Source organism: Saccharopolyspora sp. CA-218241, assembly GCF_050954615.1.
In the GTDB taxonomy this organism is placed as follows: Bacteria; Actinomycetota; Actinomycetes; order Mycobacteriales; family Pseudonocardiaceae; genus Saccharopolyspora; species Saccharopolyspora cebuensis.
Genome location: NZ_CP191860.1, coordinates 1,075,296 through 1,098,928 on the forward strand (window position 1 = coordinate 1,075,296; position 23,633 = coordinate 1,098,928).

General features: G+C 73.7%; 23 protein-coding genes. 19 read left to right on the forward strand and 4 right to left on the reverse strand.

Features of this window, described 5'->3' with window-relative positions; all coding sequences use genetic code 11:
- On the forward strand, positions 1–1,185 hold the full coding sequence (locus ACQP0T_RS05355) for a cytochrome P450 (RefSeq protein WP_433871567.1): 1,185 nt from the start codon (positions 1–3) through the stop codon (positions 1,183–1,185).
- A 58-nt stretch (positions 1,186–1,243) separates the two neighbouring features.
- A complete protein-coding gene (locus ACQP0T_RS05360) occupies positions 1,244–2,074 on the forward strand; it encodes a phytanoyl-CoA dioxygenase family protein (RefSeq protein ID WP_433871568.1) in 831 nt (276 codons plus the stop codon).
- Between the two features lie 44 nt (positions 2,075–2,118).
- Here ACQP0T_RS05360 and ACQP0T_RS05365 read toward each other — a convergent pair whose 3' ends face one another.
- Positions 2,119–3,090 (reverse strand): UbiA family prenyltransferase, encoded by a 972-nt coding sequence (locus ACQP0T_RS05365; protein ID WP_433871569.1) that lies wholly within the window; start codon positions 3,088–3,090, stop codon positions 2,119–2,121.
- An 82-nt stretch (positions 3,091–3,172) separates the two neighbouring features.
- Between ACQP0T_RS05365 and ACQP0T_RS05370 the strand changes: the two genes are divergently transcribed.
- The 12 genes from ACQP0T_RS05370 to ACQP0T_RS05425 all read left to right on the forward strand — a co-directional run bounded on the left by ACQP0T_RS05370 (position 3,173) and on the right by ACQP0T_RS05425 (position 16,482).
- Positions 3,173–4,342 carry an FAD-dependent oxidoreductase gene (locus ACQP0T_RS05370; RefSeq protein WP_433871570.1) on the forward strand — a complete coding sequence of 390 codons (1,170 nt, stop codon included), beginning with the start codon at positions 3,173–3,175 and terminating at the stop codon, positions 4,340–4,342.
- A gap of 136 nt (positions 4,343–4,478) precedes the next feature.
- Positions 4,479–5,252, forward strand: coding sequence for a methyltransferase (locus ACQP0T_RS05375; protein WP_433871571.1), 774 nt, complete (start codon positions 4,479–4,481; stop codon positions 5,250–5,252).
- A complete protein-coding gene (locus ACQP0T_RS05380) occupies positions 5,249–6,283 on the forward strand; it encodes an acyl-CoA dehydrogenase family protein (RefSeq protein ID WP_433871572.1) in 1,035 nt (344 codons plus the stop codon). Before ACQP0T_RS05375 ends, ACQP0T_RS05380 begins: the two co-directional genes overlap by 4 nt.
- Complete coding sequence (locus ACQP0T_RS05385; protein WP_433871573.1) at positions 6,280–7,089, forward strand: alpha/beta fold hydrolase; 810 nt, start codon at positions 6,280–6,282, stop codon at positions 7,087–7,089. The genes ACQP0T_RS05380 and ACQP0T_RS05385 overlap by 4 nt, the downstream gene beginning before the upstream one ends.
- A 10-nt stretch (positions 7,090–7,099) precedes the next feature.
- The gene (locus ACQP0T_RS05390; protein ID WP_433871574.1) at positions 7,100–8,254 is read left to right on the forward strand and encodes a cytochrome P450; all 1,155 of its coding nucleotides are present in this window, start codon (positions 7,100–7,102) and stop codon (positions 8,252–8,254) included.
- Positions 8,255–8,377: 123 nt separating this feature from the next.
- Complete coding sequence (locus tag ACQP0T_RS05395; RefSeq protein WP_433871575.1) at positions 8,378–10,306, forward strand: KedN5 family methylcobalamin-dependent radical SAM C-methyltransferase; 1,929 nt, start codon at positions 8,378–8,380, stop codon at positions 10,304–10,306.
- A 57-nt stretch (positions 10,307–10,363) separates the two neighbouring features.
- Entirely contained in the window at positions 10,364–11,410 is a 1,047-nt protein-coding gene (locus ACQP0T_RS05400; protein ID WP_433871576.1) for a polyprenyl synthetase family protein, read from the forward strand.
- Between the two features lie 89 nt (positions 11,411–11,499).
- A complete protein-coding gene (locus tag ACQP0T_RS05405) occupies positions 11,500–12,675 on the forward strand; it encodes a cytochrome P450 (RefSeq protein WP_433871577.1) in 1,176 nt (391 codons plus the stop codon).
- On the forward strand, positions 12,672–14,024 hold the full coding sequence (locus ACQP0T_RS05410) for a cytochrome P450 (RefSeq protein ID WP_433871578.1): 1,353 nt from the start codon (positions 12,672–12,674) through the stop codon (positions 14,022–14,024). The genes ACQP0T_RS05405 and ACQP0T_RS05410 overlap by 4 nt, the downstream gene beginning before the upstream one ends.
- Positions 14,025–14,048: 24 nt before the next feature.
- Complete coding sequence (locus ACQP0T_RS05415) at positions 14,049–14,888, forward strand: SAM-dependent methyltransferase (RefSeq protein ID WP_433871579.1); 840 nt, start codon at positions 14,049–14,051, stop codon at positions 14,886–14,888.
- Positions 14,889–14,988: 100 nt separating this feature from the next.
- A complete protein-coding gene (gene bla / locus ACQP0T_RS05420; protein ID WP_433871580.1) occupies positions 14,989–15,897 on the forward strand; it encodes a class A beta-lactamase in 909 nt (302 codons plus the stop codon).
- An 87-nt stretch (positions 15,898–15,984) separates the two neighbouring features.
- Positions 15,985–16,482, forward strand: a complete 498-nt coding sequence (locus tag ACQP0T_RS05425) for a GNAT family N-acetyltransferase (protein ID WP_433871581.1) — start codon at positions 15,985–15,987, stop codon at positions 16,480–16,482.
- On the opposite strand, the gene ACQP0T_RS05430 is transcribed toward ACQP0T_RS05425, so the two are convergent.
- Positions 16,483–17,088, reverse strand: coding sequence for a flavoprotein (locus ACQP0T_RS05430; protein ID WP_433871582.1), 606 nt, complete (start codon positions 17,086–17,088; stop codon positions 16,483–16,485).
- 65 nt (positions 17,089–17,153) lie between these two features.
- Between ACQP0T_RS05430 and ACQP0T_RS05435 the strand changes: the two genes are divergently transcribed.
- On the forward strand, positions 17,154–17,636 hold the full coding sequence (locus ACQP0T_RS05435) for an N-acetyltransferase family protein (protein WP_433871583.1): 483 nt from the start codon (positions 17,154–17,156) through the stop codon (positions 17,634–17,636).
- A 225-nt stretch (positions 17,637–17,861) separates the two neighbouring features.
- Here the strand turns inward: ACQP0T_RS05435 and ACQP0T_RS05440 are convergent, their stop codons facing one another.
- Positions 17,862–18,968: an NADH:flavin oxidoreductase gene (locus ACQP0T_RS05440; RefSeq protein WP_433871584.1), complete on the reverse strand. Its 1,107-nt coding sequence runs from the start codon at positions 18,966–18,968 to the stop codon at positions 17,862–17,864.
- Between the two features lie 117 nt (positions 18,969–19,085).
- On the opposite strand from ACQP0T_RS05440, the gene ACQP0T_RS05445 reads away from it, so the two are divergent.
- From ACQP0T_RS05445 to ACQP0T_RS05455, 3 genes are all read left to right on the forward strand, one after another.
- Positions 19,086–19,520, forward strand: a complete 435-nt coding sequence (locus ACQP0T_RS05445; RefSeq protein ID WP_433871585.1) for an RrF2 family transcriptional regulator — start codon at positions 19,086–19,088, stop codon at positions 19,518–19,520.
- Positions 19,521–19,677: 157 nt separating this feature from the next.
- Entirely contained in the window at positions 19,678–20,418 is a 741-nt protein-coding gene (locus ACQP0T_RS05450) for a protein phosphatase 2C domain-containing protein (protein ID WP_433871586.1), read from the forward strand.
- A 120-nt stretch (positions 20,419–20,538) separates the two neighbouring features.
- On the forward strand, positions 20,539–21,609 hold the full coding sequence (locus ACQP0T_RS05455; protein WP_345362718.1) for a hypothetical protein: 1,071 nt from the start codon (positions 20,539–20,541) through the stop codon (positions 21,607–21,609).
- Here the strand turns inward: ACQP0T_RS05455 and ACQP0T_RS05460 are convergent.
- Positions 21,588–22,457 (reverse strand): DUF72 domain-containing protein, encoded by an 870-nt coding sequence (locus ACQP0T_RS05460; RefSeq protein ID WP_433871587.1) that lies wholly within the window; start codon positions 22,455–22,457, stop codon positions 21,588–21,590. The genes ACQP0T_RS05455 and ACQP0T_RS05460 overlap by 22 nt on opposite strands.
- Positions 22,458–22,618: 161 nt before the next feature.
- Here ACQP0T_RS05460 and ACQP0T_RS05465 point away from each other — a divergent pair, with 161 nt between their 5' ends.
- A complete protein-coding gene (locus ACQP0T_RS05465) occupies positions 22,619–23,548 on the forward strand; it encodes a phosphate/phosphite/phosphonate ABC transporter substrate-binding protein (RefSeq protein WP_433871588.1) in 930 nt (309 codons plus the stop codon).
- Positions 23,549–23,633: the final 85 nt, after the last annotated feature.

Below are 23,633 nucleotides of genomic sequence, written 5' to 3' on the forward strand. Positions count from 1 at the left end.
GTGCGACACCAGCAGAGCGCCGAACCGATCGGGTACCCGTTCGCCCGCGACTCGGCCATCGAGCCCCCGCCGGCGCTGGCGCGGCTGCGGGAGACCGCGCCCATCCGGAAGGTCCGCACCGCCGACGGGGGCGACGCGTGGCTGGTCACCCGCTACCAGGACGTGCGGGAGCTGCTGGGGCACCCGGCGTTCGGCACGCAGTACCCGGGTTCGATCCCCACCGCCGACGAGGACGACCTCGCCTCCGGGTTCATGTTCCTCAAGGACCCGCCCGACCACACCCGGCTGCGGCGCAGCGTGACCCGGGCCTTCACCGCCCGGCGGATCGCCGGGCTGCGCGAGCACGCGCTGTCGCTGGCCACCGGCCTGGTCGAGTCGATGCTGGCCGAGGGGCCGGTCGCCGACGTGCAGGAGGCGTTCGCCTACCCGCTGCCGATCGCGATCATCTCCGAGCTGCTGGGCATCCCCGCCGCGGAGCGCGGCCGGTTCCGCGGCTGGGCCGACATCGTGCTGCGCTCGGTGGGCGGTGCGCCGGAGGAGGTCGGCCTGGCGTTCCTGGACCTCCAGCGGTTCGTGGTGGACCTGGTCGACGCCAAGCCCGACGGCGACGACCTGATCAGCGACCTGGTGCGGCAGCGCGACGAGCCCGACGGGTTGGACCGGGTGGAGGTCGCCTCGATGGCGATGGGCCTGCTGATGGCCGGCTACGTCACCACCGCTTCGGCGATCGGGCACGGGCTGCTCCGGCTGTTCGACCACCCCGAGGTGCTCGACGGGCTGCGCTCCGGCGGTTTGGAGACCGGCCGGGTGGTGGAGGAGCTGCTGCGGCTGCAGGACGAGGAGACCGGCATCCAGCGCATCGCGCAGTCCGATGTGGACATCTGCGGGGTGCGGATCAGCACCGGCGAGACGGTGATCGCCTCGCGGGTGGGCGCCAACCGGGACCCGGCCGAGTTCGAGCGGCCGGACGCGCTGCGCACCGACGGGGCGCGCAGCCCGCACCTGGCGTTCGGGCACGGCATCCACCACTGCCTCGGCGCCGCGCTGGCCCGGATGGAGCTGACCGTCGCGCTGGACGCGCTGCTGCGGATCCCGGGCCTGCGACCGGCCGATCCGCCGCACGAGGTGCGGTGGCGGTCCGAGGGCATGGACGTCAGCATCGAGCGGCTCCCGGTCACCTGGTGACCCCGGACCGCACCGAGGCCGCGATCGCGGCACCCGAGGAGAAAGGTGATCGGTGACCATGGGCAACACGATTCCCCGCTTGACGCGGCCCTACGACCCGGCGGAGGTTGACGCGGCGTTCCGCGACGAAGGCGCGGTCGTCCTGTCCGGGGCGTACTCCCGCGAGGAGTGCGAGACCTACGTCGAGCAGGTGCGGACCTACCTCGCCGACAACCCGGACGAGAAGGAGTACGCGGACGGATCGCTGCTCGCCCAGTTCCAGGGCGACACCTCGCAGACGATGCACCAGCTCATCGGCACCATCCCGTGCGTGCCGGACATGGTGCTGCACCGGGACATCGTCGACGCCTGCCGCCGGGTGCTGGCCCCGCTGTCGGACACGATGCTGCTGACCATCGCCGAGTACATGGCGCGCAAGCCCGGCGCACCGGTGCAGGAGCTGCACCGGGACACGTTCTCGTGGCAGCACGCGCCGTGCGGGGAGAACCCGGTCGCGATCTCGGTGATGTCGGCGATGAGCGATTTCACCGCCGAGAACGGGGCGACGTGGGTCGTGCCCGGCGCCCACACCGGTCCGCCGACCGCCCCCGCCCCGGACTGGAGCGAGGCGGTGCAGGCCGAGATGGCCCAGGGCGATGCGCTGATGTTCCGGGCGGACCTGTTCCACGCCGGGGGCGCCAACAACAGCGACTCCGACGTCCGGCACATCCTCTCGTTCGGGTTCCAGGTGGCCTGGCTGCGCCAGGTGGAGAACAGCCTGCTCAGCGTCCCGCCGGAGAAGGTCGTGGAGCTGCCGCCGGAACTCCAGGAGCTGCTGGGCTACTCCCACGAGCTGGTCCTCGGGCTCTACAAGGGCGGTCACCCGAGGAACGCGCTGCAGCAGGTCTGAGCGCCGGTCCGGCCGCGGTCGGCGGGCCCGTCCGCCGACCGCGCTCACCCGGCGGGTTCGTACCGGCCGCGCATCATCCGGCGGGCCAGCGCGGTGGCGGCCAGCGACGGGACGCAGACCAGCGCGGCGAGGCCGACCCGCCCGGCGGCGGCGATGAGGAAGGTGCCGAGCACGACCCGCTCCAGCACCAGCACCTCGTGCGCGCGCACGCCCACCGCGCGGGCGATCGGGCGCGGGGCCCGCACGACACCGCGCAGCGACACCCAGGCCAGCGCGGCGCAACCGGCCAGCGGGAGGTAGTAGGCGAGCGGGTCGATCCGGTCGCCGAAGGCCGCCGGCCAGGCCACCGCGAGCGCGAGCCACCCGACGTGGAAGCCGGTCAACCCGCGGACGGTGGCGTCGTCGCCGTGCAGCACCGGGTAGGTGAGGTAGCCGCCGCGGCGGTCGCCGTCGCGGTCGCACAGCGCACCGAGGAGGTTCGAACCGGAATCGTGCACCCAGAACATCACGGCCAGCGGGACCAGCGCGGCGGCGGGCAGCGGCTGGACCGCCATCGAACCGAAGAGGAACGCCAGCGCGGTGGGCAGGCCGCGGCTGACGTTGCCCCACAGGCCCTTGCCCTTCAGCCACCACGCGTAGGCGATGCCGAACGCGGTCGCCGGCAGCGCCAGCAGCAGCGCCAGCGGGTTGATCAGCACCGCCAGCACCCCGCCGGCGCCGATCAGCAGGACCATCAGATTCCTCGCGGTGGTCGGCGGAATCCGGCCGGACGGAACCGGCCGGTGCGGTTTCGTCAGCGCGTCGAGCTCGCGGTCGAAGTAGTCGCCGCCGTAGAGCGAGGCGATCCAGGCGAGGGTCGGGACGAGCCAGGCGAACAGGAGTTGGTGCGGACGCGCGGCGGGATCGCTCAGGATCGCGCCGCTCAACCCGACGGCGCCCGCGTAGAAGACGGTGTCGGGGCGGCACGCCTCGACGTGGGCCAGTAGCCGAACCCGAACGGAGGGAACGCTGCGCATGTTCCGGAAGGTAGCAAGGAACCGCATTTCCTCCAGGACTGCTCGAACGGCGGTTTTTCCGCGGAACACGGGAGGAAATGACATGGTGCGCAGCGCCCACGTGGTCGGTGCCGGGATCGCGGGGCTGGCGACCGCCGCCGCGCTGGCCGGTCAGGGCTGGACGGTCCGGGTATTCGAGCGCAGCCCCGATCTGCGCGCCACCGGCGGCGGGATCGGCATCACCCCCAACGGGATGCGGGCGCTGGACGCGATCGGTGTCGGCGACGCGGTGCGCGCCCGCGCCGTGGTCCAGCGCGAGGGCGGGGTGCGGGCGCCCGGCGGGCGGTGGATCGCCCGCAGCGAGCTGGGATTCGTCGAGCGCCGCTACGGCGAGTCGATCCGCGCGCTGCCCCGCCTGGAGCTGGTCCGCGCGCTGGCCGAGGCGGTGGGGCCCGGCGCGATCCGCTACGGCTCCGGCGCCGAACCGGTGGATCCCGGCGGCGCGGACCGGCCGGCCGCGATCCGGGTCGACGGGGCGCTGCTGGAATCGGACCTGGTCGTCGCGGCCGACGGCATCCGCTCCGCGGCCCGCCGCGCGATGCACCCGCGGCACCCCGGCCTCCGCGCCACCGGCTCGGTGAGCTGGCGCTGCGTGGTCCCCGCCGACGGGCTCGCGCCGGTCGCCGCCGAGACCTGGGGCCCGGGGCTGCGGCTGTCGATCCTGCCGCTGCCGGACGGGCGGGTGCACTTCTCGGCGCTGGCCAGGACCACCGGCGGGCGCCGCCCGGTGCGCACCGGCGCCGGACCCGGACCGCTGTTCGGGCACTGGCACGACCCGATCCCGCAGCTCCTGGCGCGCGCCGCGGCGGAACCGCTGTTCTTCGACGAGATCGAGGAGATCGCCGTCCCGGTCGAGGGGTTCGCCGACGGCCGCGCGGTCCTGGTCGGCGACGCGGCGCACCCGATGACGCCGAACGTGGGCTCGGCGAACCTGGCGCTGGAGGACGCCGTCGAGCTCGCGCACGCGATCGGCCGGGCCGGGTCCTGGGAGCGGCTGCGGGCGGGGCTCGCGGTCTACGACGGGAGCCGCCGGGCCCGGACGTCCCGGCTCGGCGCGCTGTCGCGCTGGATGGGCCGGTTCGCCGAGCTGTCGTCCCCGGTGGCGGTGGCGGCGCGCAACGCCGGGGTGTGGGTGGGCGGCTTCCTCCCCGAGGCGGTGTCCCGGCGTTCCATGGACGCCATGGTGCGGTGGTCCCCGCCGCCCGTCCGGTGACGCGTTCGTCCGCGTTTCGTTGCGCCCTTTTCCGGCCGCTGTTTGAATGGGAATCGCTCGAGCTGGGGTTGTTCTTCCTTTCCTTTTCCCGGTGGCCGACTGCCGCCGGAAACTTCCGACGTGAAGATGGGACAGCATGGAAGCACGGGATTTCGAGCTCCTGATCGGCCGGAACATCATCGATCGCTACCATTCGGACGACGATCGCCCGGATGTGTTCGAGCTGCTCGGCCGGAAGTGGGATCTGCTCGACGGGGTGTGGCCGCCCGCCTATTCGCCGGGCGGGGAGTTGTACGCCGACCGGATTCCTTTCGCCCGGATGTCGGCATTCCTGGAAATGGGTTGCGGGACGGGCATCATGTCCGTGCTCGCCGCCTTGGCGGGCACCGAGCACGTGCTCGGCCTGGACCTCAACCCGGCGGCGGTGCGCAACACCGAGCTCAACGCCGCGCGGCACGGCGTCGCCGACCGGGTCACCGCGCGGGAGAGCGATCTGTACTCGGCCGTCCGGCCGGGGGAGCGGTTCGACGGCATCTACTGGAACCCGCCGTTCCTCAACGCCCCGGCCGAGGTCGTCGACTCGTCGCTGTGGGACGAGACGATGTTCGACCCGGATTACGCGAAGCTGCGCCGGTTCCTGGCCGAGGGCCGGGAGCTGCTGCACCCCGGCGGCCGGGTCTACCTGTGGTTCGGCGAGGCGATGGGGAATCCGACGCTGATCGCGGACCTGGCCGCCGAATTCGGCTACGCGCTGGGCGTTCTCACGGAGGTGCGGATGTCGGAGATCCCCGACGCGCTCGCCGAGGCGTTCCCCGGCGAGCTGATCGGCGGCGGGGCCGACGGGTTCGCCGAGTGGCACCTGCACCTGCTGGAGCTGGCCCCGACCGCGAACGGGGGCCGCGCGGCATGACCGAGATGCTCCGGCGAGCGGCCAAGATCGCCGACGAGGTGCTGCTGCCCGCCGCCGACGAGGTGGACCGCACCGGGACGATCCCGGACGGCCACTTCCGGCGGCTCGCCGAGGACGGCTTCTACGGCCTGGTGGCCCCGCCCGAGTTCGGCGGCCCCGGGGTGGAGTTCACCGAGTTCCTCCAGGTGATCGAGACGCTGGCGAGCGCCTGCCTGACCACCACCTTCACCTGGCTCCAGCACCACGGCGTGGTGATGGGCCTGGCGACGACGCCGAACACCGCGCTGCGCGACCGGTTCCTGGCCCGCGCCGCCGGCGGGGAGCTGCGCGGTGGCGGGGCGTTCTCCGGCGTCCTGCCGGTGCCGCCCCGGCTGCGGGCGGCCCGAGCCGACGGCGGCTGGTCGCTCACCGGCGAGGTCCCCCTGGTCAGCGGCTGGGGGCTGGTCGACGTGCTGCACGTGTCGGCGCTGCACGAGGAGACCGGGGAGGTGGTCAACGGGCTCGTCGCCGCCGAACGCGGCCCCGGAGTCGGCGCCGTCCACGAGCTCGACCTGGTGGCGGCGCAGGCCAGCAGCACCGTGCGGCTGGTCTTCGACGGCCTGGTGCTGCCCGACGAGCGGGTGACCTCGGTCGTCGACCGCGCCGCGTTCCTCGACGGCCTGGCGCTGGGCGTGCGCGTCGACGGCGCGCTGCCGCTGGGCCTGGTGCAGCGGGCGGCTTCGGCGGTGGAGACCGCGGGCCGGCCGGAGGTGGCCGACCGGTTGCGCGCCGAGGCCGGGGTGCTGCGCGCCCGGTTCGACGCGGCGCTGGGCGAACCGGAGAGCCTGCCCGGCCTGCGCGCCGAGTGCTCGGAGCTGGCGCTGCGGGCCGGCGGCGCCTGCGTGGTCGCCGCGGGCGGCGGCGGCCTGCTGCGCGACCACCCGGCGCAGCGGCTCGCGCGCGAGTCGCTGTTCACCCTCGTGGTGGCCAGCCGCCCGCAGGTGAAGGCGGCGCTGCTGGGACTGCTGGACGCCCCGGGAGGCCGCCGATGAACCGGGCGCCCTGCGCGGACGGCCACCTCGCCTACGACGACCTCGGCGACGGCCCACCGGTCGTGCTGCTGCACGACGGCACCCTCGACCGCCGGGTGTGGCGGCGGCAGCTCGCCGCGTTCGACGGCTACCGCCTGCTCAACCTCGACGCCCGCAGCCACGGCGAGTCCTCGACGCCGACGACCGAGTACCGGCGCGGCGACGACGTCACGGCGCTGCTGGACCACCTCGGGCTGGACTCGGCCTTCCTGGTCGGGCAGTCGATGGGCGGCACCAGCGCCCTGGACGTGGCGCTGGACCACCCGGAGCGCGTCGACGGCCTGGTGATCAGCGGGTGCGGGACCTCCGAGCAGCACTGGCGCGGCGAGTTCGTGGTGGGCCTGCTCGAGCGCCAGGCGCGGTGCGTCGCCGAGCGGGACACCGAGGGCTACGTCGAGCGGTTCCTGGACCTGTGGGTCGACGGCCCGCACCGCGATCCGCACGAGGTCGACCCGGCGATCCGGGCGGACTGCCGCGCGATGGCGATGCACACCGCCACCCGGCACGCCCGCCCGGACCCGGTGCTGCCGGGCAAGGCGGCCGACACCTGGGACCGGTTGCCCGAGGTGTCCGCGCCGCTGCTGGGCATCCTCGGCGAGCTCGACGTCGTCGACGTGCGGGAGATGCTCGAACGGATCACCGCCACCGTCCCGGGCGCGGAGCTCGACGTCGTCGCCGGGGCGGGCCACATGGTCAACATGGAGCGCCCCGACCGGTTCAACGCCTCGGTGCGGCGGTTCCTCGACGCCCTGACCGGCCGGACCTGACGGGGGGATCATGGACACCCAGTCGTTCGCGCTGCCCTTCCAGCGGCCCTCGCCGTTCGCGCCCCCGCCGGAGTACGCCGCGCTGCGCCGCGACTCCCCGGTCGTGCGCACCACCACCGGCGCGGGCACCCCGGCCTGGCTGGTGCTCGGCGCGGCGGAGGCGCAGCGGGTGCTCGCCGACCGCAGGTTCGCCATCACGCGGGAGGGCGTCGAGGTCGACACCGAGTCGCTGCTGTGCGACGGCGAGCCGCACGCCCGGCTGCGCGGTGCCCTGTCCCGGGGCCTGAGCCCGCGGACGCTGGACCGCCTGCGGCCGCGGGTGGACGGACTGGCCCACGGGCTCGTCGCCGACCTGCGCGCGGGCGGCGCGCCCGGCGACCTGGTGGCCGGGCTGTCCCGGCCGCTGACCCGGGCGGTGATCGCCGAGGTGCTCGGGGTACCAGCGGACGCCCGGTCCCGGTTCGACGCGTGGGCCGAGTCGGTGTCGGTGGCCATCGTCGACGACCTGGACGGCGGGGTGGAGGTCTGGCTGGAGCTGATCGACCACCTCGGCGGGCTCATCGCGGACAAGCGCGCCGATCCCGGTGCGGACCTGCTCAGCGAACTGGTCGCGATCCGCGACGACGGCAGGCTCAACGACCGCGAACTGGTGCTGGCCGCGGCGGCGCTGCTCTCCGGGGGCTACCTGACCACGATCAACTCCCTGTCCATCGGGTTGGTCAAGCTGCTGGCGCACGGCGGGCTGGGCGGGCTCGGCGACGAGGCGGCGGCGGAGCGGGCCGTCGAGGAGGTGCTGCGCCACCAGGCCGGGCTCAGCGGCGAGGCGATCCCCCGCTGGGCGCGCGCGGACGTCGAGCTGGCCGGGCTGCGCATCGCCGCGGGTGACATGGTGCTCGTCCGGCTGGAGGCGGCCAACCGCGACCCGGCGGTGTTCGACGAACCGGACCGGTTCGACCCGACCCGGAGGCCCCGCCCGCACGTGCGGTTCGGCTACGGCCCGCACCGGTGCATCGGCGCGGCCGTGGCCCGGATGGAACTCGTGGCCGCGGTCCGCGCGCTGGCCGACCAGCTCCCCGGCCTCGCGCTGAGCACGCCGCCCGAGGAGCTCCCGTGGACCGACCACCCGATCGACACCGGCCCGGAACGCGTGCCCGCGACCTGGTGAACCGGCCCCACGACCGAACCGCCCGGCGAGCCGCCGCACCCGACGGCCGGCCCATCCCGACGACAGGCCACCCGACCAACAGGCCACCCCGACGAACAGGGACGAGCGCAAGGGGGACTTCCCATGGAGGATCGACCGCTGCAGGTATGGCTGGTGCAGCAGGGCGTCTGGGCCATGTCGCTGGAGTCGATGCCGTTGGCCTCCGGTTACCTGAAGGCGACCGCGTTGCAGGACGAGCGCATCGCGGCCGGTGCGGACATCCGGATCCGCAACTTCGACGGCGGCGGAACCCTCTTCGGCATGGCCAACGAGCTGTTCCAGCACGGCGTCCCGGACGTGCTGGCGTTCTCCGTGCTGGGCTGGAACTACCAGGAGTTCGCCGCGCTGGCCGAGACCTTCAAGCAGCTCAACCCGGACGGCTGGGCGGTCTTCGGCGGCAACCACGTGTCCCAGCAGGCGACCCGGGTGTTCGGCATGCACCCGTTCGTCGACGTCGTGGTCAACGGCGAGGGCGAGTTCACCTTCCGCGACCTGCTGCGCGCCCGGCTGGACGGGGCCTCGGCGCGGGAGCTGCACCACGTCGAGGGGGTCTCGTTCCAGGACCCCGCCGGGCAGGTCGTCACCACCGCCGACCGGCCCCGGATCGACGACCTCGACTCGATCGCCTCGCCGTTCCTCACCGGCGCCATCCCGCTGACCGACGACAACGGCGAGTTCCCCTACGACGTCGCACTGCTGGAGACCAACCGCGGCTGCCCGTACAAGTGCTCGTTCTGCTATTGGGGCGGGGCCGTGGGCCAGCGGGTGCGCGCGTTCTCCCGGGAGCGGCTGCGCCAGGAGATCGAGCTGTTCGCCCGGCACGGGGTGCACACGCTGGTGCTGTGCGACGCCAACTTCGGGATGATGCCGATCGACCTCGAATTCGTCGAGGACGTCATCGCGGTGCGGCGCGAGTACGGCTACCCCAAGAGCATCGAGACCTCGTGGGCCAAGAACAAGTCCGCGGTGTTCTACAAGATCGTCAAGGTGATGAAGGAAGCCGGCCTGCACAGCTCCTTCACCCTCGCCCTGCAGACCCTCGACGACACCACGCTGGACCTGATGAACCGGCGCAACATGAAAGTCAACGACTGGGAGGGCCTGGCGGAGTGGCTGGGCAAGGAGGGCCTGGACTGCTACGCCGAGCTCATCTGGGGTGCGCCGGGGGAGACCATCGAGTCCTTCATGAAGGGCTACGACCGGCTCGCCGGCCACGTCTCCCGGGTGGCGGTGTACCCGATGCTGATCCTGCCGAACACCACCTACCACACCGACCGGGACCGCTTCGGCCTGGTCACCGTCCGGGGCAACACCGACGACTTCGAGTACCTGCTGTCGCACGACACCATGTCGCCCCGGGACAACCGGTACATGCACCGGTTCATCTTCGTGTCCCGGCTGGTCGCCGAGAACCCGGTGTTCCGCTACCTCTGGGGGCCGCTGCGCGCGCTGGGCGGCATCACCCAGTCCGAGCTGATCCGGTCGCTGATGGACTGGTTCGACCACGACCCGAACCCGGCCACCGAGCCGTTCCGCAGCGGCATGGTCAACTCGTTCACCGACTCCGACGTGCTCGCCCCGGTGCTGACCCTGCTCTACGGCGACGACGAGGCCAAGGAGATGCTGCGGCGCTGGTGGCGCGAATCGGTGCTGCCGCGCGTGCCGCAGGAGTCGCACCCGTTGCTGGACACCGTCTTCGAGTTCGACCTCCGCACGCTGCCCGCCTACACCGTGCCCGGTCGGGCACCGTCCCCGCGCTACGCCAACGAGACGCTGCCCCGGGTGCAGGTCGACGGGGAGGACTACTACGTGTGGCGCGACGTCTGGAAGGGCTTCGACGTGCCCGCGGTGACCCTGGCGCTGCGGCGGGACGAACCCTACGAGCACCTGCTCACCGAGACGGTGAGCTCCCTCTACTACAAGGTCGGCGCCGACCGGTTCCTGCCGTCCACCAACCACGAGGAAATCATCTACTACATGGGCCGCCTCGAACGGCAGCTCGCCCGACGGTGACCCGCTCGCAGGCCGGTGACCCGGCGGTGGGCTTCCGCGAACCACGGAGGGATAGCGATGGCTGGTCGTGTGACGATGGACCCGTCGTTCGGCGGTGCCGACCCGCAGGACCGGACCCCGGGCGACCCGGGACCGGCGTTGCTCGCCGAGAAGGTGGGCGCGGGGCTCGCGGACCGCTGGCAGGCCGAGACCAGCATGCTCGGGGCGATGTGCGCGCACGCGCTGGTGCCCGCGGGCAAGCTGTTCCGGCCGGTGCTCCTGCTGGAATCCGCGCTCGCCGTCGGCGGGGACGCCGACGTGGTGCTGCCCGCCGCGGTCGGCGCGGAATCGGGGCACGTGGCCAGCCTGGTCCACGACGACATCATCGATGACGACGAGCTGCGGCGCGGGAAACCCTCGGTGCAGTACCGGTTCGGCGCCGACAACGCCATCGTGGCCGGGGACGCGCTGATCTTCGACCTGTTCGCCGCGCTGGCCGAGTGCCGCGCCACCGGAGCGGAGGCCGATCGGATCGTCGCGGCCCTCGACGTGGTGGCGCGGTGCGGGATCGACCTGTGCCGCGGCCAGAGCCTCGAAGCCGAACTGTGCGCGCGGCGGGACTTCGACCTCGACGCCTACCTGACGATGGTCCGGCTGAAGACGGCCGCGCTGTTCCGGGGCGCCTGCGAGTGCGGCGCGCTGCTGGCCGGCGGGGGCGAGGACCTGGTGCGGGCGCTGGGCGTCTACGCCGAGAACCTGGGCTGTGCCTTCCAGCTCCACGACGACCTGATGTCCTACACCCGCGACACCGGCGCGATGGGCAAGCCCGACACCAGCGACATCCGCAACGGGCGGCTGACGCTGCCGGTGCTGCTGGCGCACCGGGCTTCCTCCCCGCAGGACCGGATCGCCATCGCCGAGGTGCTCGTCGGCGACGACGACCCCGCCGTGCGGCGCGAGGTCCTGGTCGCGGTGCTGGAGCGCACCGGGGCGATCACCACCGCCGCCGCCATGGCCCGGGAATACTCGGAGAACGCGATCGCCGCGCTGCGGGTGCTGCCGCCGACGCCCAGCCGCGACCGGCTGCGCGGGTTCGCCCAGGCCGCCATCGACCGGGACCAGTGAGCTCGTGCCGCCGAACCCGCCTCGCGGCTCCGCCGCGGCGAGGACCGGCGGAACAGCAACCGGCCGCTAGCCGACCAGACGGGAACGACATGGACACCACCACCCTGCCCTTCGAACGCACCCACCCGCTCCGCGTGCCGCCCCTGCTGCGCGAACTGCAATCCCGGGGGCCGGTGCACCCGGTCCGGACGCCGGTGGGCGACCCGGCGTGGCTGGTCACCGACTACGCCGAGGTCAAGCGGCTGCTCGCGGGCGACGTGCTGGGGCGCTCCCACCCCGATCCGGACCGCGCCGCCCGCATCGGCGAATCGGTGCTGGTGAGCGGTCCGCTCGGCAACTACGCCACCGAGCCGCAGGACAGCGCGCGGACCCGCGCCCTGCTGCAACCGCACTTCTCCCCGAAGCGGATCCGGGAGCTCCGCGACCGGGTGGACGTGCTGACCACCGAGCTCGTCGACGCGCTCGCCGCCCGGGAGCGGCCGGTCGACCTCGTCGAGGCGCTCGCGCTGCCGCTGCCGGTCCTGGTGGTGTGCGAGCTGCTCGGCGTCCCCTACGCCGAACGCACCGAGTTCCGCGCCTGGATCCACGCCGCCGCCGACGTCACCGACCGGGAGGGCTCCGAGCGCGCGGTGGAGGCGCTGTACCGGTACTGCCAGGACCTCGTGGCCCGCAAGCACGCCGATCCCGGTGACGACATCACCTCGCGGCTGTGCGCGACCGACGGCGTGGACGACGCCGAGACCGCGTACTACACGATGGTCCTGCTGTTCGCGGGTTTCGAGACGACCTCCGTCCACATCGGGTACGGGATGCTGCTGTTCCTGCTCAACCCGGACCAGTGGCGGATCATCGTGGCGGACCCGGACATCATCCCGAACGCCGTCGACGAGCTGATCCGCGCGACCCCGGGCCCGGCGGGCGGCGACATCCCGCGCTACGCCCGGAAGGACTTCCAGCTCGACGCGGTCTCCATCCGCGAGGGCGACCTGGTGCTGCTGGACAACGGCGCGGCCAACCACGATCCGGGCGCCTTCCCCGAACCCGACCGGTTCGACATCGGCCGCCGGGCGGACGCGCACCTGTCGTTCGGGCACGGCCCGCACTACTGCATCGGCGCCCCGCTGGCCAAGGTCGAGTTGGAGACGGTCTTCCGCAAGCTCGTCGACCGCTTCCCCCGGATGCGGCTGGCGGTGGACGTCGAGGAGCTGCGGGTCCACCGCAACACCCAGACGGGCGGCCTGGTCGAACTACCGGTCACGTGGTGACCGCGCGATCCCGCCCGGCGGACATCCCGATGGCGCCCGGCGGCCTGCCCGGGATCGGGCACACCCCGGCGCTGCTGCGCGACTCGCACGCGTTCCTGACCTCGCTGCCCGCGCACGGCGACCTGGTGCGGATCAGGCTCGGGCCGGACCGGGCCGTCGTCGTCTGCACCCCGGAGCTGACCCAGCGGGTGCTGCGCGACGACAAGGTCTTCGACAAGGGCGGTGCGCTGTTCGACCGGATCCGCGAGTGGCTCGGCGACGGCCTCGGCACCTGCGCCCACCACCGGCACCGGCGGCAGCGGCGGCTCATCCAGCCCGCGTTCCACCACACCCGGATGCCCGGCTACGGCGAGACCATGACCGCGGGCATCGACGAGGTCACCCGCGGCTGGGCGGACGGCCAAGTGCTCGACATGCCGGCGGAGATGGGCGCGCTGAGCGCGCGGATCGCGGTGGAGACCATGTTCCGGGACGCGCTGCCGCCGGACGCGCTGCGGCAGGCGGTCGACGACGTCACCGCCGTGGTGCGCGGGCTGTACCTGCGGGCCTCGGCACCGGCGGTGGTGGCCGAGCTGCCGCTGCCGGGCAACCGCCGCCTGCGCCGGGCACGCGCGCGGCTGCGCGGCATCGTCACCACCATCGTCGCCGAGCGCCGGGCCTCCGGCGCGGACCGGGGCGACCTGCTCTCCGCGCTGCTGGCCGCCCGCGACCTCGACGGGGACGGCCGGGGCTTGTCCGACGCCGAGATCGGCGACCAGGTCCTGACCTTCTTCGCCTCGGGGCTGGAGACCACCGCGCTGGCGCTGGTGTGGGCGCTGCGGTTGCTCGCCTTCCACCCGGACGCGGAGCGGCGGGTGCGCGCCGAGGCCGACGCCGTGCTCGCCGGTGGCCCCGCCGCGTTCGGCCACCTGTCCGAGCTGGAGTTCACCCGGCGGGTGGTGACCGAGGTGCTGCGCCTGTTCCCGCCCGCCGGCGAGATGTTCACCCGGACCACCACCCGGGACACCGAGCTCGGCGGCCATCGGATCCGGGCGGGCACGACGATCGTCTACAGCTCCTGCCTCATCCACCACCGCGGCGACCTGTACCAGGACCCGGCCCGCTTCGACCCGGACCGCTGGGACCGCGCGTCGCGCCCGCAGCCGCCGCGGGAGGCCTTCCTGCCGTTCGGCGGCGGGGCCCGCAAGTGCATCGGGGACCAGTTCGCCCTCTCCGAGGTCGTGCTGGGGCTGGCCACCATCGTCGCGCGGTGGTCGGTCCGGCCGGAACGCGCGCCCCGCCGCCACCCGAGGACGGTCGCCCAGTGGCGGCGGCTGGGCGACCGGATGCGGGTCACCCGGATCCGCTGACGCACCGACCAGGAGGAGCAGCCCGTGCCCCAGCAGAACCCGCCGTTCAGCGACGTCGCCGACGTCTACGACCAGCTCAGCGACTTCTTCGCCGAGGTGCTGGGCGGCAGCATCCACCTCGGCTACTGGGACGAGGACGCCGTGCCGGGCGTCGACGCGATGGCCGCGGCCTCCGAACGGCTCACCGCCATCATGATCGACCGGATCGAGGTCGGCCCGGGGCAGCGGGTGCTCGACGTGGGCTGCGGCACCGGGCAGCCCGCGGTCCGCCTGGCCGAGGACCGCGGCGTCGAGGTCGTCGGCATCACCGTGAGCGCGGAGCAGGTGGCCGCCGCGACCCGGCTGGGCCGCGAGCGCGGGCTCGGCGACCGGCTGTCCTTCCTGCTCGCCGACGCCGCCGCGCTGCCGTTCCCGGCGGACTCGTTCGACGCCGCGTGGCTGTTCGAATCGCCGCCGCACCTGCCCGACCGGGTGCGGGTGCTGCGCGAGGTGGCGCGGGTGGTCCGACCGGGCGGGCTGGTCGCGCTGACCGACTTCGTCCAGCTCGCCCCGATGACCGAGCACGAGCGCGGCGCCGCGACCGAGGTGATGGCCTCGTTCCACCTCGGCGGGTTCTGCCCGCTCACCGAGTACTCGGACCTGGTCCGCCGGGCGGGGCTCGCCCCCGTCGAGGTCGCCGACATCTCGGCCAACACCATCCGCGCCGACGACGCCTTCGTCGAGGCGTTCCTGCCCGCGCTGCGGGCGAAGGCGGCGGAGTTCGGCGACCTGGGGACCGCGGCGGTCGACACCATCGCCGCGGTGACCGAGCAGCTCAACGACCTGTCCGCGATCGGCTACGCCCTCGTGGTCGCGCGCGCGTGAGCCGCCGGTGGTTCCGGTCACCTTCCCCCGGCCTCCGCCGGTTCGCCCGGTGGTGCGGTGATATACGTCGGACGATCGCCCGGATTCCCCGGGCTGATCGATGACGAAGGGAAAATCCGTGCACGCACCGCGCATCCTGCGGGTACTCGTGGCACCCGTGGCCTTCCTCGCGCTCGTCGGCTGCGGCAGCGCCGGAGCGGCCCCGGACGCCCCGGAACCGGCCACCCGCGCCCCGCACGCCGACTTCCGCGCGCTGGAGCGCGAGTTCGACGCCCGGCTGGGCGTCTACGCCGTGGACACCGCGACCGGCGAGGAGATCGCGTACCGGCCCGACGAGCGCTTCGCCTTCGCCTCCACGCACAAGGCGCTGTCGGCGGGTGCGGTCCTGCAGCGCACCGACATGGCCGGGCTGGAGCGGGTGATCCACTACGACCGCGACGACCTGGTGAGCTACTCGCCGATCACCGAGCAGCACGTCGACACCGGGATGACGCTGCGCGCGGTGCTCGACGCCGCGGTCCGCTACAGCGACAACACCGCGGCGAACCTGATCTTCGGCGAGCTGGGCGGGCCCGAGGGCTTCACCGCGGCGCTGCGCGCCCTCGGCGACACCACGACCCGGTCCGACCGGATCGAGACCGAGCTCAACGAGACCTCGCCCGGCGACCCGCGGGACACCAGCACGCCGCGCGCCCTGGCCACCAGCCTGCGCGCACTCACCGTCGGCGACGCCCTGCCCGAGCCGCAGCGCGCCCTGCTCAACGAGCTGCTGCGCACCAACACCACCGGCGATGCGCTGATCAAGGCGGGCGCGCCCGAGGGCTGGCAGGTCGGTGACAAGTCCGGGGCCGCCAGCTACGGCACCCGCAACGACATCGCCGTGGTCCGGCCGCCGGACCGGGCGCCGATCATGATCTCGGTGCTGTCCGACCGCGACGCGGAGGACGCCGCCTACGACGACGCGCTCATCGCGCGGGCGGCGGAGGTCGCCCTCGGCGCCTTCGAGTGACCGACCCGCCCCGCGCGGAGGTGCTCCGCGCGGGGCGGCTCGGCGAACGCCCGCAGCGGGCGTTCGCCGAGCCGGTACCGTCGGCGGATGGTGTCGATCGAGCGGACCACCGGGCGGCTGCGGCTGCGACCGGTGCGGGGAGCGGACCTCGACGCGTTCGTCGGGTTGGAGACCGCGCTGCGGGCCCGGGAAGCGCCGCCGCGGGCCGCTCCGGACCGGGACGAGTCCGCCCGGTTCCTCGACGCGTTCGTCCGGGCGTGGGCCGACGGCCCGCTGGGCTACTGGGCCGTCGAGCGCGATGACCAGGTCGTCGGCTTCGGCGGGGTGCAGCCGAAGGAGTGGCGCGGGCAGCGCTGCTGGAACCTGTACTACCGGGTCGATCCGGGGTGGTGGGGCCGCGGGATCGCCACCGAGGTCGCGCGGGAGGCGATCGCCGCCGGGGCCGAGGCCCGCCCCGGCTGGCCGGTGCTGGTGGAGACCCGGCCGGGCAACACCGCGGCGATCCGGGTCGCCGAGCGCGCCGGACTGGTCCGGCAGGACGCCCGGCCCGGTGACGAGTACGCCGTGCTGCTGCTCCGGAGCTGATCAGCGGGCCGGGACGAGGTCGTCCAGCACGCCGAGGATCTTGCGCCACGGCAGGTCGCGCACCGGGGCGCTGCGCGGCGGGTGCAGCGGCCAGAACTCGTCGCCGAGCAGCAGGCGCACGCCCGCCCGGCGCAGCGCGGCGAGGTGCGACTGCCAGGCCGGGTGGCCGACGTGCGCGGCGTTGACCTTGGGGAACACCACGACCGGCGCGGTGCGGGCCCCGATCGCCTCGCACGCGGTGGTCAGCGCCTGGCTGTCGCCGATGCCCAGCGCGAGCTTGCTGATCGTGTTCGCCGAGGCCGGGCAGACCAGGAAGCAGTCGATCGGCGGGTGCGGCGGCTGCTGCGTCGGCATCCGGGGCGCGACCCGGCACGGCAACCCGGTGACCGCCGCGATCGCCTCGATCTCGCCGCTGTCGGCCAGCCAGCTCCCCGCCGTCGGGGTCAGCGTCACCGCCACCCGCCAGCCGCGCTCGATCGCCGGGACCACCAGGGCCGAGCGGATCCGCTCCGCCCCGCCCGCCGCCGACACGATCAGCCCCAGCGTCCGGGTGCCCGCTCCGCGACGCGGCGGTGCGGGATCGTCGTGCTGCGGGTGCGGGCTCACCGGTCGATCGTGGCGGAGGCGGCCGGACTTGGCAACGATCCGGGTGCGGTGGTGGAGTGCAGCACGTGCTGATCAGGGAGTTCGAGGAACAGGACTGGCCCGGGGTGTGGCGGATCGTCCGGGAGGTGGTGCGGGCGGCCGACACGTTCGCCTACGACCCGGGGATGGACGAGGCCGCGGCGCGGGGGTGGATCGAGGTGCCGCCCGCGGTCACCGTCGTCGCGGTCGAGGACGACCGGGTGCTCGGCACCGCGAAGATGGGGCCGAACCGCGAGGGGCCGGGCGCCCACGTCTCCACGGCGAGCTTCATGGTGGCCGCCGAGGCGCGCGGGCGCGGCATCGGCGACGCGCTGGTCCGGCACGCGCTGGCGTGGGCGCGGGCGCGCGGGTTCGCCGGGATGCAGTTCAACGCCGTCGTGGAGTCCAACACCGGCGCGGTGCGGCTGTACGAGCGGTACGGCTTCGAGGTGATCGGCACCGTCCCGGAGGCGTTCGACCACCCGGAGCTGGGTCGCGTCGGGCTGCACGTCATGTACTGCCGCTTCTGAACCCGCCCTCCGGCCCTCACCCGGACGAGTCGTGAGTGAGGGGCACCCTTGCCCAAGTAACTTGGACAAGGGTGCCCCTCACCTCGAAAACGAGGAGCTCACCGTTCGCGCGATCGGCACCACCGTCGGGCGAGCGGCGCCCGCCGCTTCCGCCTTGCCCCACGCACGGCACCCGCACCGCTCCGCAGGCCCTCGGCGAAAGCGGTCCGCACCTGAGTGCGGGTGTCAGTGCAGGGTCGCGACGGCTTCCTTGCTGTAGGGGATGAGCTCGTTCTCCTTGCCCTCGAAGACCTTCCGCGCCCATTCCGGATCGGCCAGCAGCGCCCTGCCGACCGCGACGAGGTCGAACTCGTCGCGGTCCAGGCGTTCCAGCAGCCGTTCGACGCTGTCCACCCGCGCATCGGCGGTGAGGGCGGCGGGGTCGAAGACGGCGTCCAGGCCGACGGAACCCACCGTGATGACCGGCTTGCCGGTGAGCTTCTTGGTCCAGCCGGCCACGTTCAGGTCGGAGCCGGACTCGGGGAACTCGGGTTCCCAGTAGCGGCGGCCGGAGGCGTGGAAGGCGGTCACCCCGGCGTCGGCCAGCGGGGTGAGCACGGCGGCCAGCTCGTCGGGTCCGGTGGCGAGCTTGGCGCCGTAGTTCTCCGCCTTCCACTGCGAGAAGCGCAGCACGACGGGGAAGTCGGCCGCGACCTGCTCGCGGACGGCGGCGATGACGTCGGCGGCGAACCGGGTGCGCTCCGCCCCGTAGTCGTCGGTGCGGCGGTTGGTGCGCTCCCACAGGAACTGATCGATCAGGTAGCCGTGCGCGCCGTGCAGCTCCACGCCGTCGAACCCGATCCGCTCGGCTTCCCGCGCCGCGTCGGCGAAAGCGCGGATGATCGCCTCGACGTCGGCGAGGGTGAGCGGGGCACCGGCGCCCGCCGTGCCGTCCAGCGCGATGCCCGACGGTCCGACCGAGGGCGCGTCCGGGAACGGCGGGCTCCCGGCCGCGCGCTGGATGCCGACGTGCCACAGCTGCGGCATGATCCGGCCGCCCTCGGCGTGCACGGCCGAGACCACCCGCTCCCACCCGGCGAGCTGCTGCTCCCCGTGGAAGCGCGGCACGCTCGCCATGTCCCCGGCGGAGGGGTGGTCGACGTAGGTGCCTTCGGTGATGATCAAGCCGGTGCCCGCCGCCGCGCGCCGGGCGTAGTAGGCGGCGACGTCCGCACCGGGGATGCCGCCGGGGGAGTGGCCGCGGGTCATCGGGGCCATGACGATCCGGTTCGGCAGTTCGGCGGAGCCCAACGTGAAGGGGCGGGCGAGGGCCTGGGCCGCGCGAGTGGACATGCTGCTCCTGACGTGCGCCGGAGGAAATGTACTTGTTCAAGATACATTTTCTCTCCGGGAGTGCAACCGCGCGGTGCGGGTACGCTGCGGAGCCGACCCGGGAGGAGGTGCGCCGCCGTGCTGGACATCAGGTTCTCCAGCGCCCTGCAGGTGATGCTGCTCTTGGCGACCGAGGAACAGCGGGTGCACAGCTCGGCCCAGCTCGCCGAGGGGCTGAACACGAACCCCAGCCTGGTCCGCAAGCTGCTGGCCCCGCTCGTGCGGGACGGGCTGGTCGAGACCACCAAGGGCCGCGGCGGCGGCACCCGGCTCGCGCGGCCCGCCGAGGAGATCACGCTCGCCGAGGTCTACCGCTGCGCGGTCGGCGACAAACCGCTGTGGGCGTGCCGGCCGGAGGGCGAGCACGTCTGCCTGGTCACCGCGCACACCACCGAGTTCTTCGCCGACCTCACCGCCGAAGCCGAGCGCGCGGTGCTCGACGCGCTCGGCTCCCGCACCCTCGCCGACGGCGTCCGGGAACTGCACCGGCTGGCGCACCGCCCTTCGAGCTGAGTGAGGGGCACCTTCATCCGGCATAGTCGGATGAAGGTGCCCCTCACTCAAGCCCACGAGGTCCGTGGTCGCGCGCGGCGTCGGTGGGCGACGGGTCGGGTGGTCGGTCCGGTCACCGCTCGCGGCGGGGGTGCGGGGCTCGTGGCAGGCTGCGGGGGTGCGGGTTGAGCTGGGGAGCTGGGCGGCGCCCGGGGCGGTGAACGAGGACTGCGCGCTGGCCGGGCCGGACTGGGTGGTGGTGCTCGACGGCGCGACCGAGCAGCCCGGCGTCGAGACCGGCTGCGCGCACGACGTGCCGTGGCTGGTGCGACAGCTCGCGGCGGCGCTGGCCGCGGGCCTGACCCGGTCGGACGCGCCGCTCGACGACCTGCTCGCCGAGGCCATCGAGGCCGCGCGGCGCGCGCACCCGGAATGCGACCTGACCAACTCGTGGAGCCCGTCGAGCACCGCCTCGCTGCTGCGCAGGCGCGGCGGGTCCGTCGAGTACCTGGTGCTGGCGGACAGCCCTGTGGTGCTGGAGACCGCCGGGGAGGTCGAGGTGGTCCTCGACGACCGGGTGGACCGGCTGCCGGAGCGCACGATCGCGGCCGTGGAGCACTGGCGCAACCGCGAGGGCGGGTTCTGGGTGGCGGGCACCGATCCGGAGGCCGCCCGGCACGCCCTGACCGGTGCCGTCCCGGTCGCCGAGCTGCGCCGGGCCGCGGTGCTCAGCGACGGTGCCGCCCGCTGGGTCGACCGGTTCGGGCTCGGGGACTGGACCGCGCTGCTGGACCTGCTCGACGGGGGAGGGTCGGAGCTGCTGCGGCGGCGGGTGCGGGCGGCCGAGGACGCCGATCCGCACCGCCCGGGCAAGCGCCACGACGATCTCACCGCCGCTCTGGTCCGGTTCACCGCTTAGTCACCCGCGCGACCGGCGCTTGCTCTGATCGTGGGGATTTGGGCGCTCATACCTCCCCGGGCCCCGCCTTCGCGGTACAGGAGTGGGGCGAATACCGGGAATCGGACGGGAGCCAGCCGGATGAATCGGGATCAGGTGACCGCGATGCGGGTGGCGTCGGCGTTCGGCGCCGCGCTGTGGGCCGTGGTCGGGGTGCGCTACGGGTGGCCGCTGTGGGTGTGGCTGCCGCTGGGCGTGGTGACGCTGATCGGGCCGTCGGTGGTGCTGCCGTTCGCGCTGCTGCGGCTGCGCACCAGCAAGGAGGTCCCGATCGTGCCGCCGGAACCGGTGCGCCCGGAGCCGGCGCCCGAGCCGGAGCAGCACGCGGTGACCGGGATCCGGCTGCGCTCGGCCGAGCCGGACTACTCCTTCCTGTTCTCGGCCACCGTGCACTGGCGCCCGCTGCCGGACGCGCCGGGGCTGCCGCACGCCCACCCGGCCGGCCTGGCCGCCGACGTGCTGCTGGAGCAGGCGGGCAAGATCGCCGCCACCGCGGTCGCCGGGGACACCGAGCTGGCCCGGCACCGGCTCGCCGCCGCCCTCGGGGTGGTGCGCGCCGACCCGTCGGGGCGGGTGGAGACCTGGGCGGTGGACGTGCGGTTGTCGCTGCCGACCGCCGACGCCGACCGGCTGCACCGGCTCGCCGAGGTCCGCAAGGAGCAGGAGGTGTGGGAGCGCGAGCGCGACTACGAGCGCAAGAAGCGCGCCTACCTGGGCGAGGACGTGCTGAAGAACCCGGGCAGCGCGGTGGTGTGGTGGCTGGCGCGCAACGAGGACCGGATGCCCGAGGTCGTCGGCAGCATCGACGACCTGCGCAAGCTCACCGCCGCCGCGCACGACACCCGGCCGCCGGAGGAGCCGGCCGCGCGGTGGAGTTTCATCAACCCCGCCCACCTCGGCGACCTCCGCGACGCCGACGGCGCCCAGCAGCCGACGCTGTTCCGCGCCTTCCAGCACGAGATGTCCGTGGAGCCCGGCACCAACGGCGGCGGTGACATCGAGCAGCAGGTGTTCTCGTTCATCGAAGTCACCTCGCCGGAAGACGCGGAGCGGGCCCGGCTGGGCGGCCAGGTCGCGCGGGTGCTGGAGGACAACGGGCAGCACGAGCTGGCCACCAAGGTCCGCGACCGCTACGGCGCCGAGAGCGCCTGAAGCCGCCGCGCCAGCGCCATCGCGTCGTGCGGGGCGCGTCCGGCGGCGGTGTTGTCGAAGTAGACGAACACCTCGCGCGGGCCGGACGGCGGTGCGGGCTCGGCGGCGGTGCGCTCGGTGCGCGGGCTCTCGCCGCGTCGCCACGCGTCGATCAGCCACGCCCACCTGTCCAGCGCTTCGGCGGTGTAACCGCTGGTGTAGAGCTCCTCGTCGCCGTGCAGCCGGACGTAGACGTGCTCGGCGGTGATGTCCTCCAGGTACGGCCAGTGGCCCGCGGTGTCGGCCACCACCAGCGCGATGCCGTGCTCCCGGAACAGCGCGACGGCTTCCGGGGTGGCGAAGCTGGGGTGGCGCACCTCGACGGCGTGCCGCACGGGTCTGCTCCGGCCGCCCCGGGGCAGCGCGTGCTCGGTCACCCGCTCGTCGTGCCGGGCGGCGAGGTCGGCGGCGCGGCCGGTGGTGCGCGGCAGCAGCGCGAAGAACTCCGCCATCCGGTCGGCGTCGAAGCGCAGCGAGGGCGGGAGCTGCCACAGCAGGGGTCCGAGCTTGGGGCCCAGCGCCAGCACCCCGGAGGCCAGGAAGTTCGCCAGCGCCGTCTCCACCCCGCGCAGCTTCTTCAGGTGCGTGATGTAGCGGCTGCCCTTCACCGCGAACACGAAGTCCGCCGGGGTCGCCGCCGCCCACGCGCGGAAGTGCCGGGGCCGTTGCAGCGAGTAGAACGACGCGTTGATCTCGGCCGAGTTCATCCGGCCCGACAGGTGCGCCAGCTCGCCGCCGCGTCGCAGGTCGGGCGGGTAGAAGTCGCCGTGCCACGGCGCGTAGACCCAGCCCGAGGTGCCGATTCGCATGTGCTCCACGAACCTGCACGTACCCGTTCTCCCGCCGTCGCTACCTGTCGGGTCAGCTTCGCCGGACCGTCGTCCGGTGTTCGGGCTCCGGCAACCTCGATCGGGGTGCCCTCTCACCTGCGGTGTTCAGGCTGGCGCCGACACCCAAGGGAGGACCAGGCATGTTCGACGTTCCACGGCGAGCCCGACTGCTCGCCGGTGCCGTGCTGCCGCTGGCGCTGCTGACCGGGTGCGGCCCCAGTGCCGCGACCCAGGGTGGCGCGGGCGATTCGGGTGAACTGGTGTTCGCCTCCATCCCGTCCGAGGAGTCCACGAGCCTGGAGCAGGACTTCGAGCCGCTGATCCGGATGCTGGAGGACCGGACCGGCAAGCAGATCCGGATGGAGAAGGCGACCGACTACGCGGCGGTCATCGAGGGCCAGCGCAGCGGCAAGATCGACATCGCGATGTACGGACCGCTGTCCTACGTGGTGGCGCGCAACAACGGGGTGTCGATCACCCCGGTCGGCGCCCAGACCGAGGGCAAGGGCAAGCCACCGGGCTACCAGTCCTTCGGGGTGGTGCCCGAGGACTCGCCGATCCGGAGCCTCGCGGACCTCAAGGGCGGGACGGTGTGCTTCGTCGACCCGAACTCCACCTCCGGCTACCTCTACCCGAAGGCCGGGCTGGCCGAAGCGGGGGTGAACGCGGACCGCGACGTGCAGGCCGTGATGGCCGGTGGGCACGACGCCTCCGCGCTCGGGGTGGCCAGCGGCCAGTGCGACGCCGGGTTCGCCACCGACACCATGATCAACGAACTGCTGCCCGCCAAGGGCGCCATCAAGCCCGGTGACCTGCGCGTGGTGTGGAAGTCGGAGATGATCCCGGGCTCGCCCGCGGCGATCTCCGACGACCTCGACCCGGCGGTGAAGCAGGCCCTCACCGACGGGTTCCGGGACGCCAACGCCGACTACCTGCGGCAGCACGGCTACTGCGAGGGCGAGTGCCAGATCAGCGGCTACTGGGGCTTCACGCCCGTCGACGACGCGACCTTCAACAGCGTCCGCGACGTCTGCGCGGTCACCAGGGACGAGCAGTGCACCGGCGGCTGAGGGGGGTGCCTGACTCACCTGGCGCAGCGGTGCGGGTGTCGAACCGGTGACAAGCTGCTGCGCTGTTCACCTCCGGGGCCCGGGG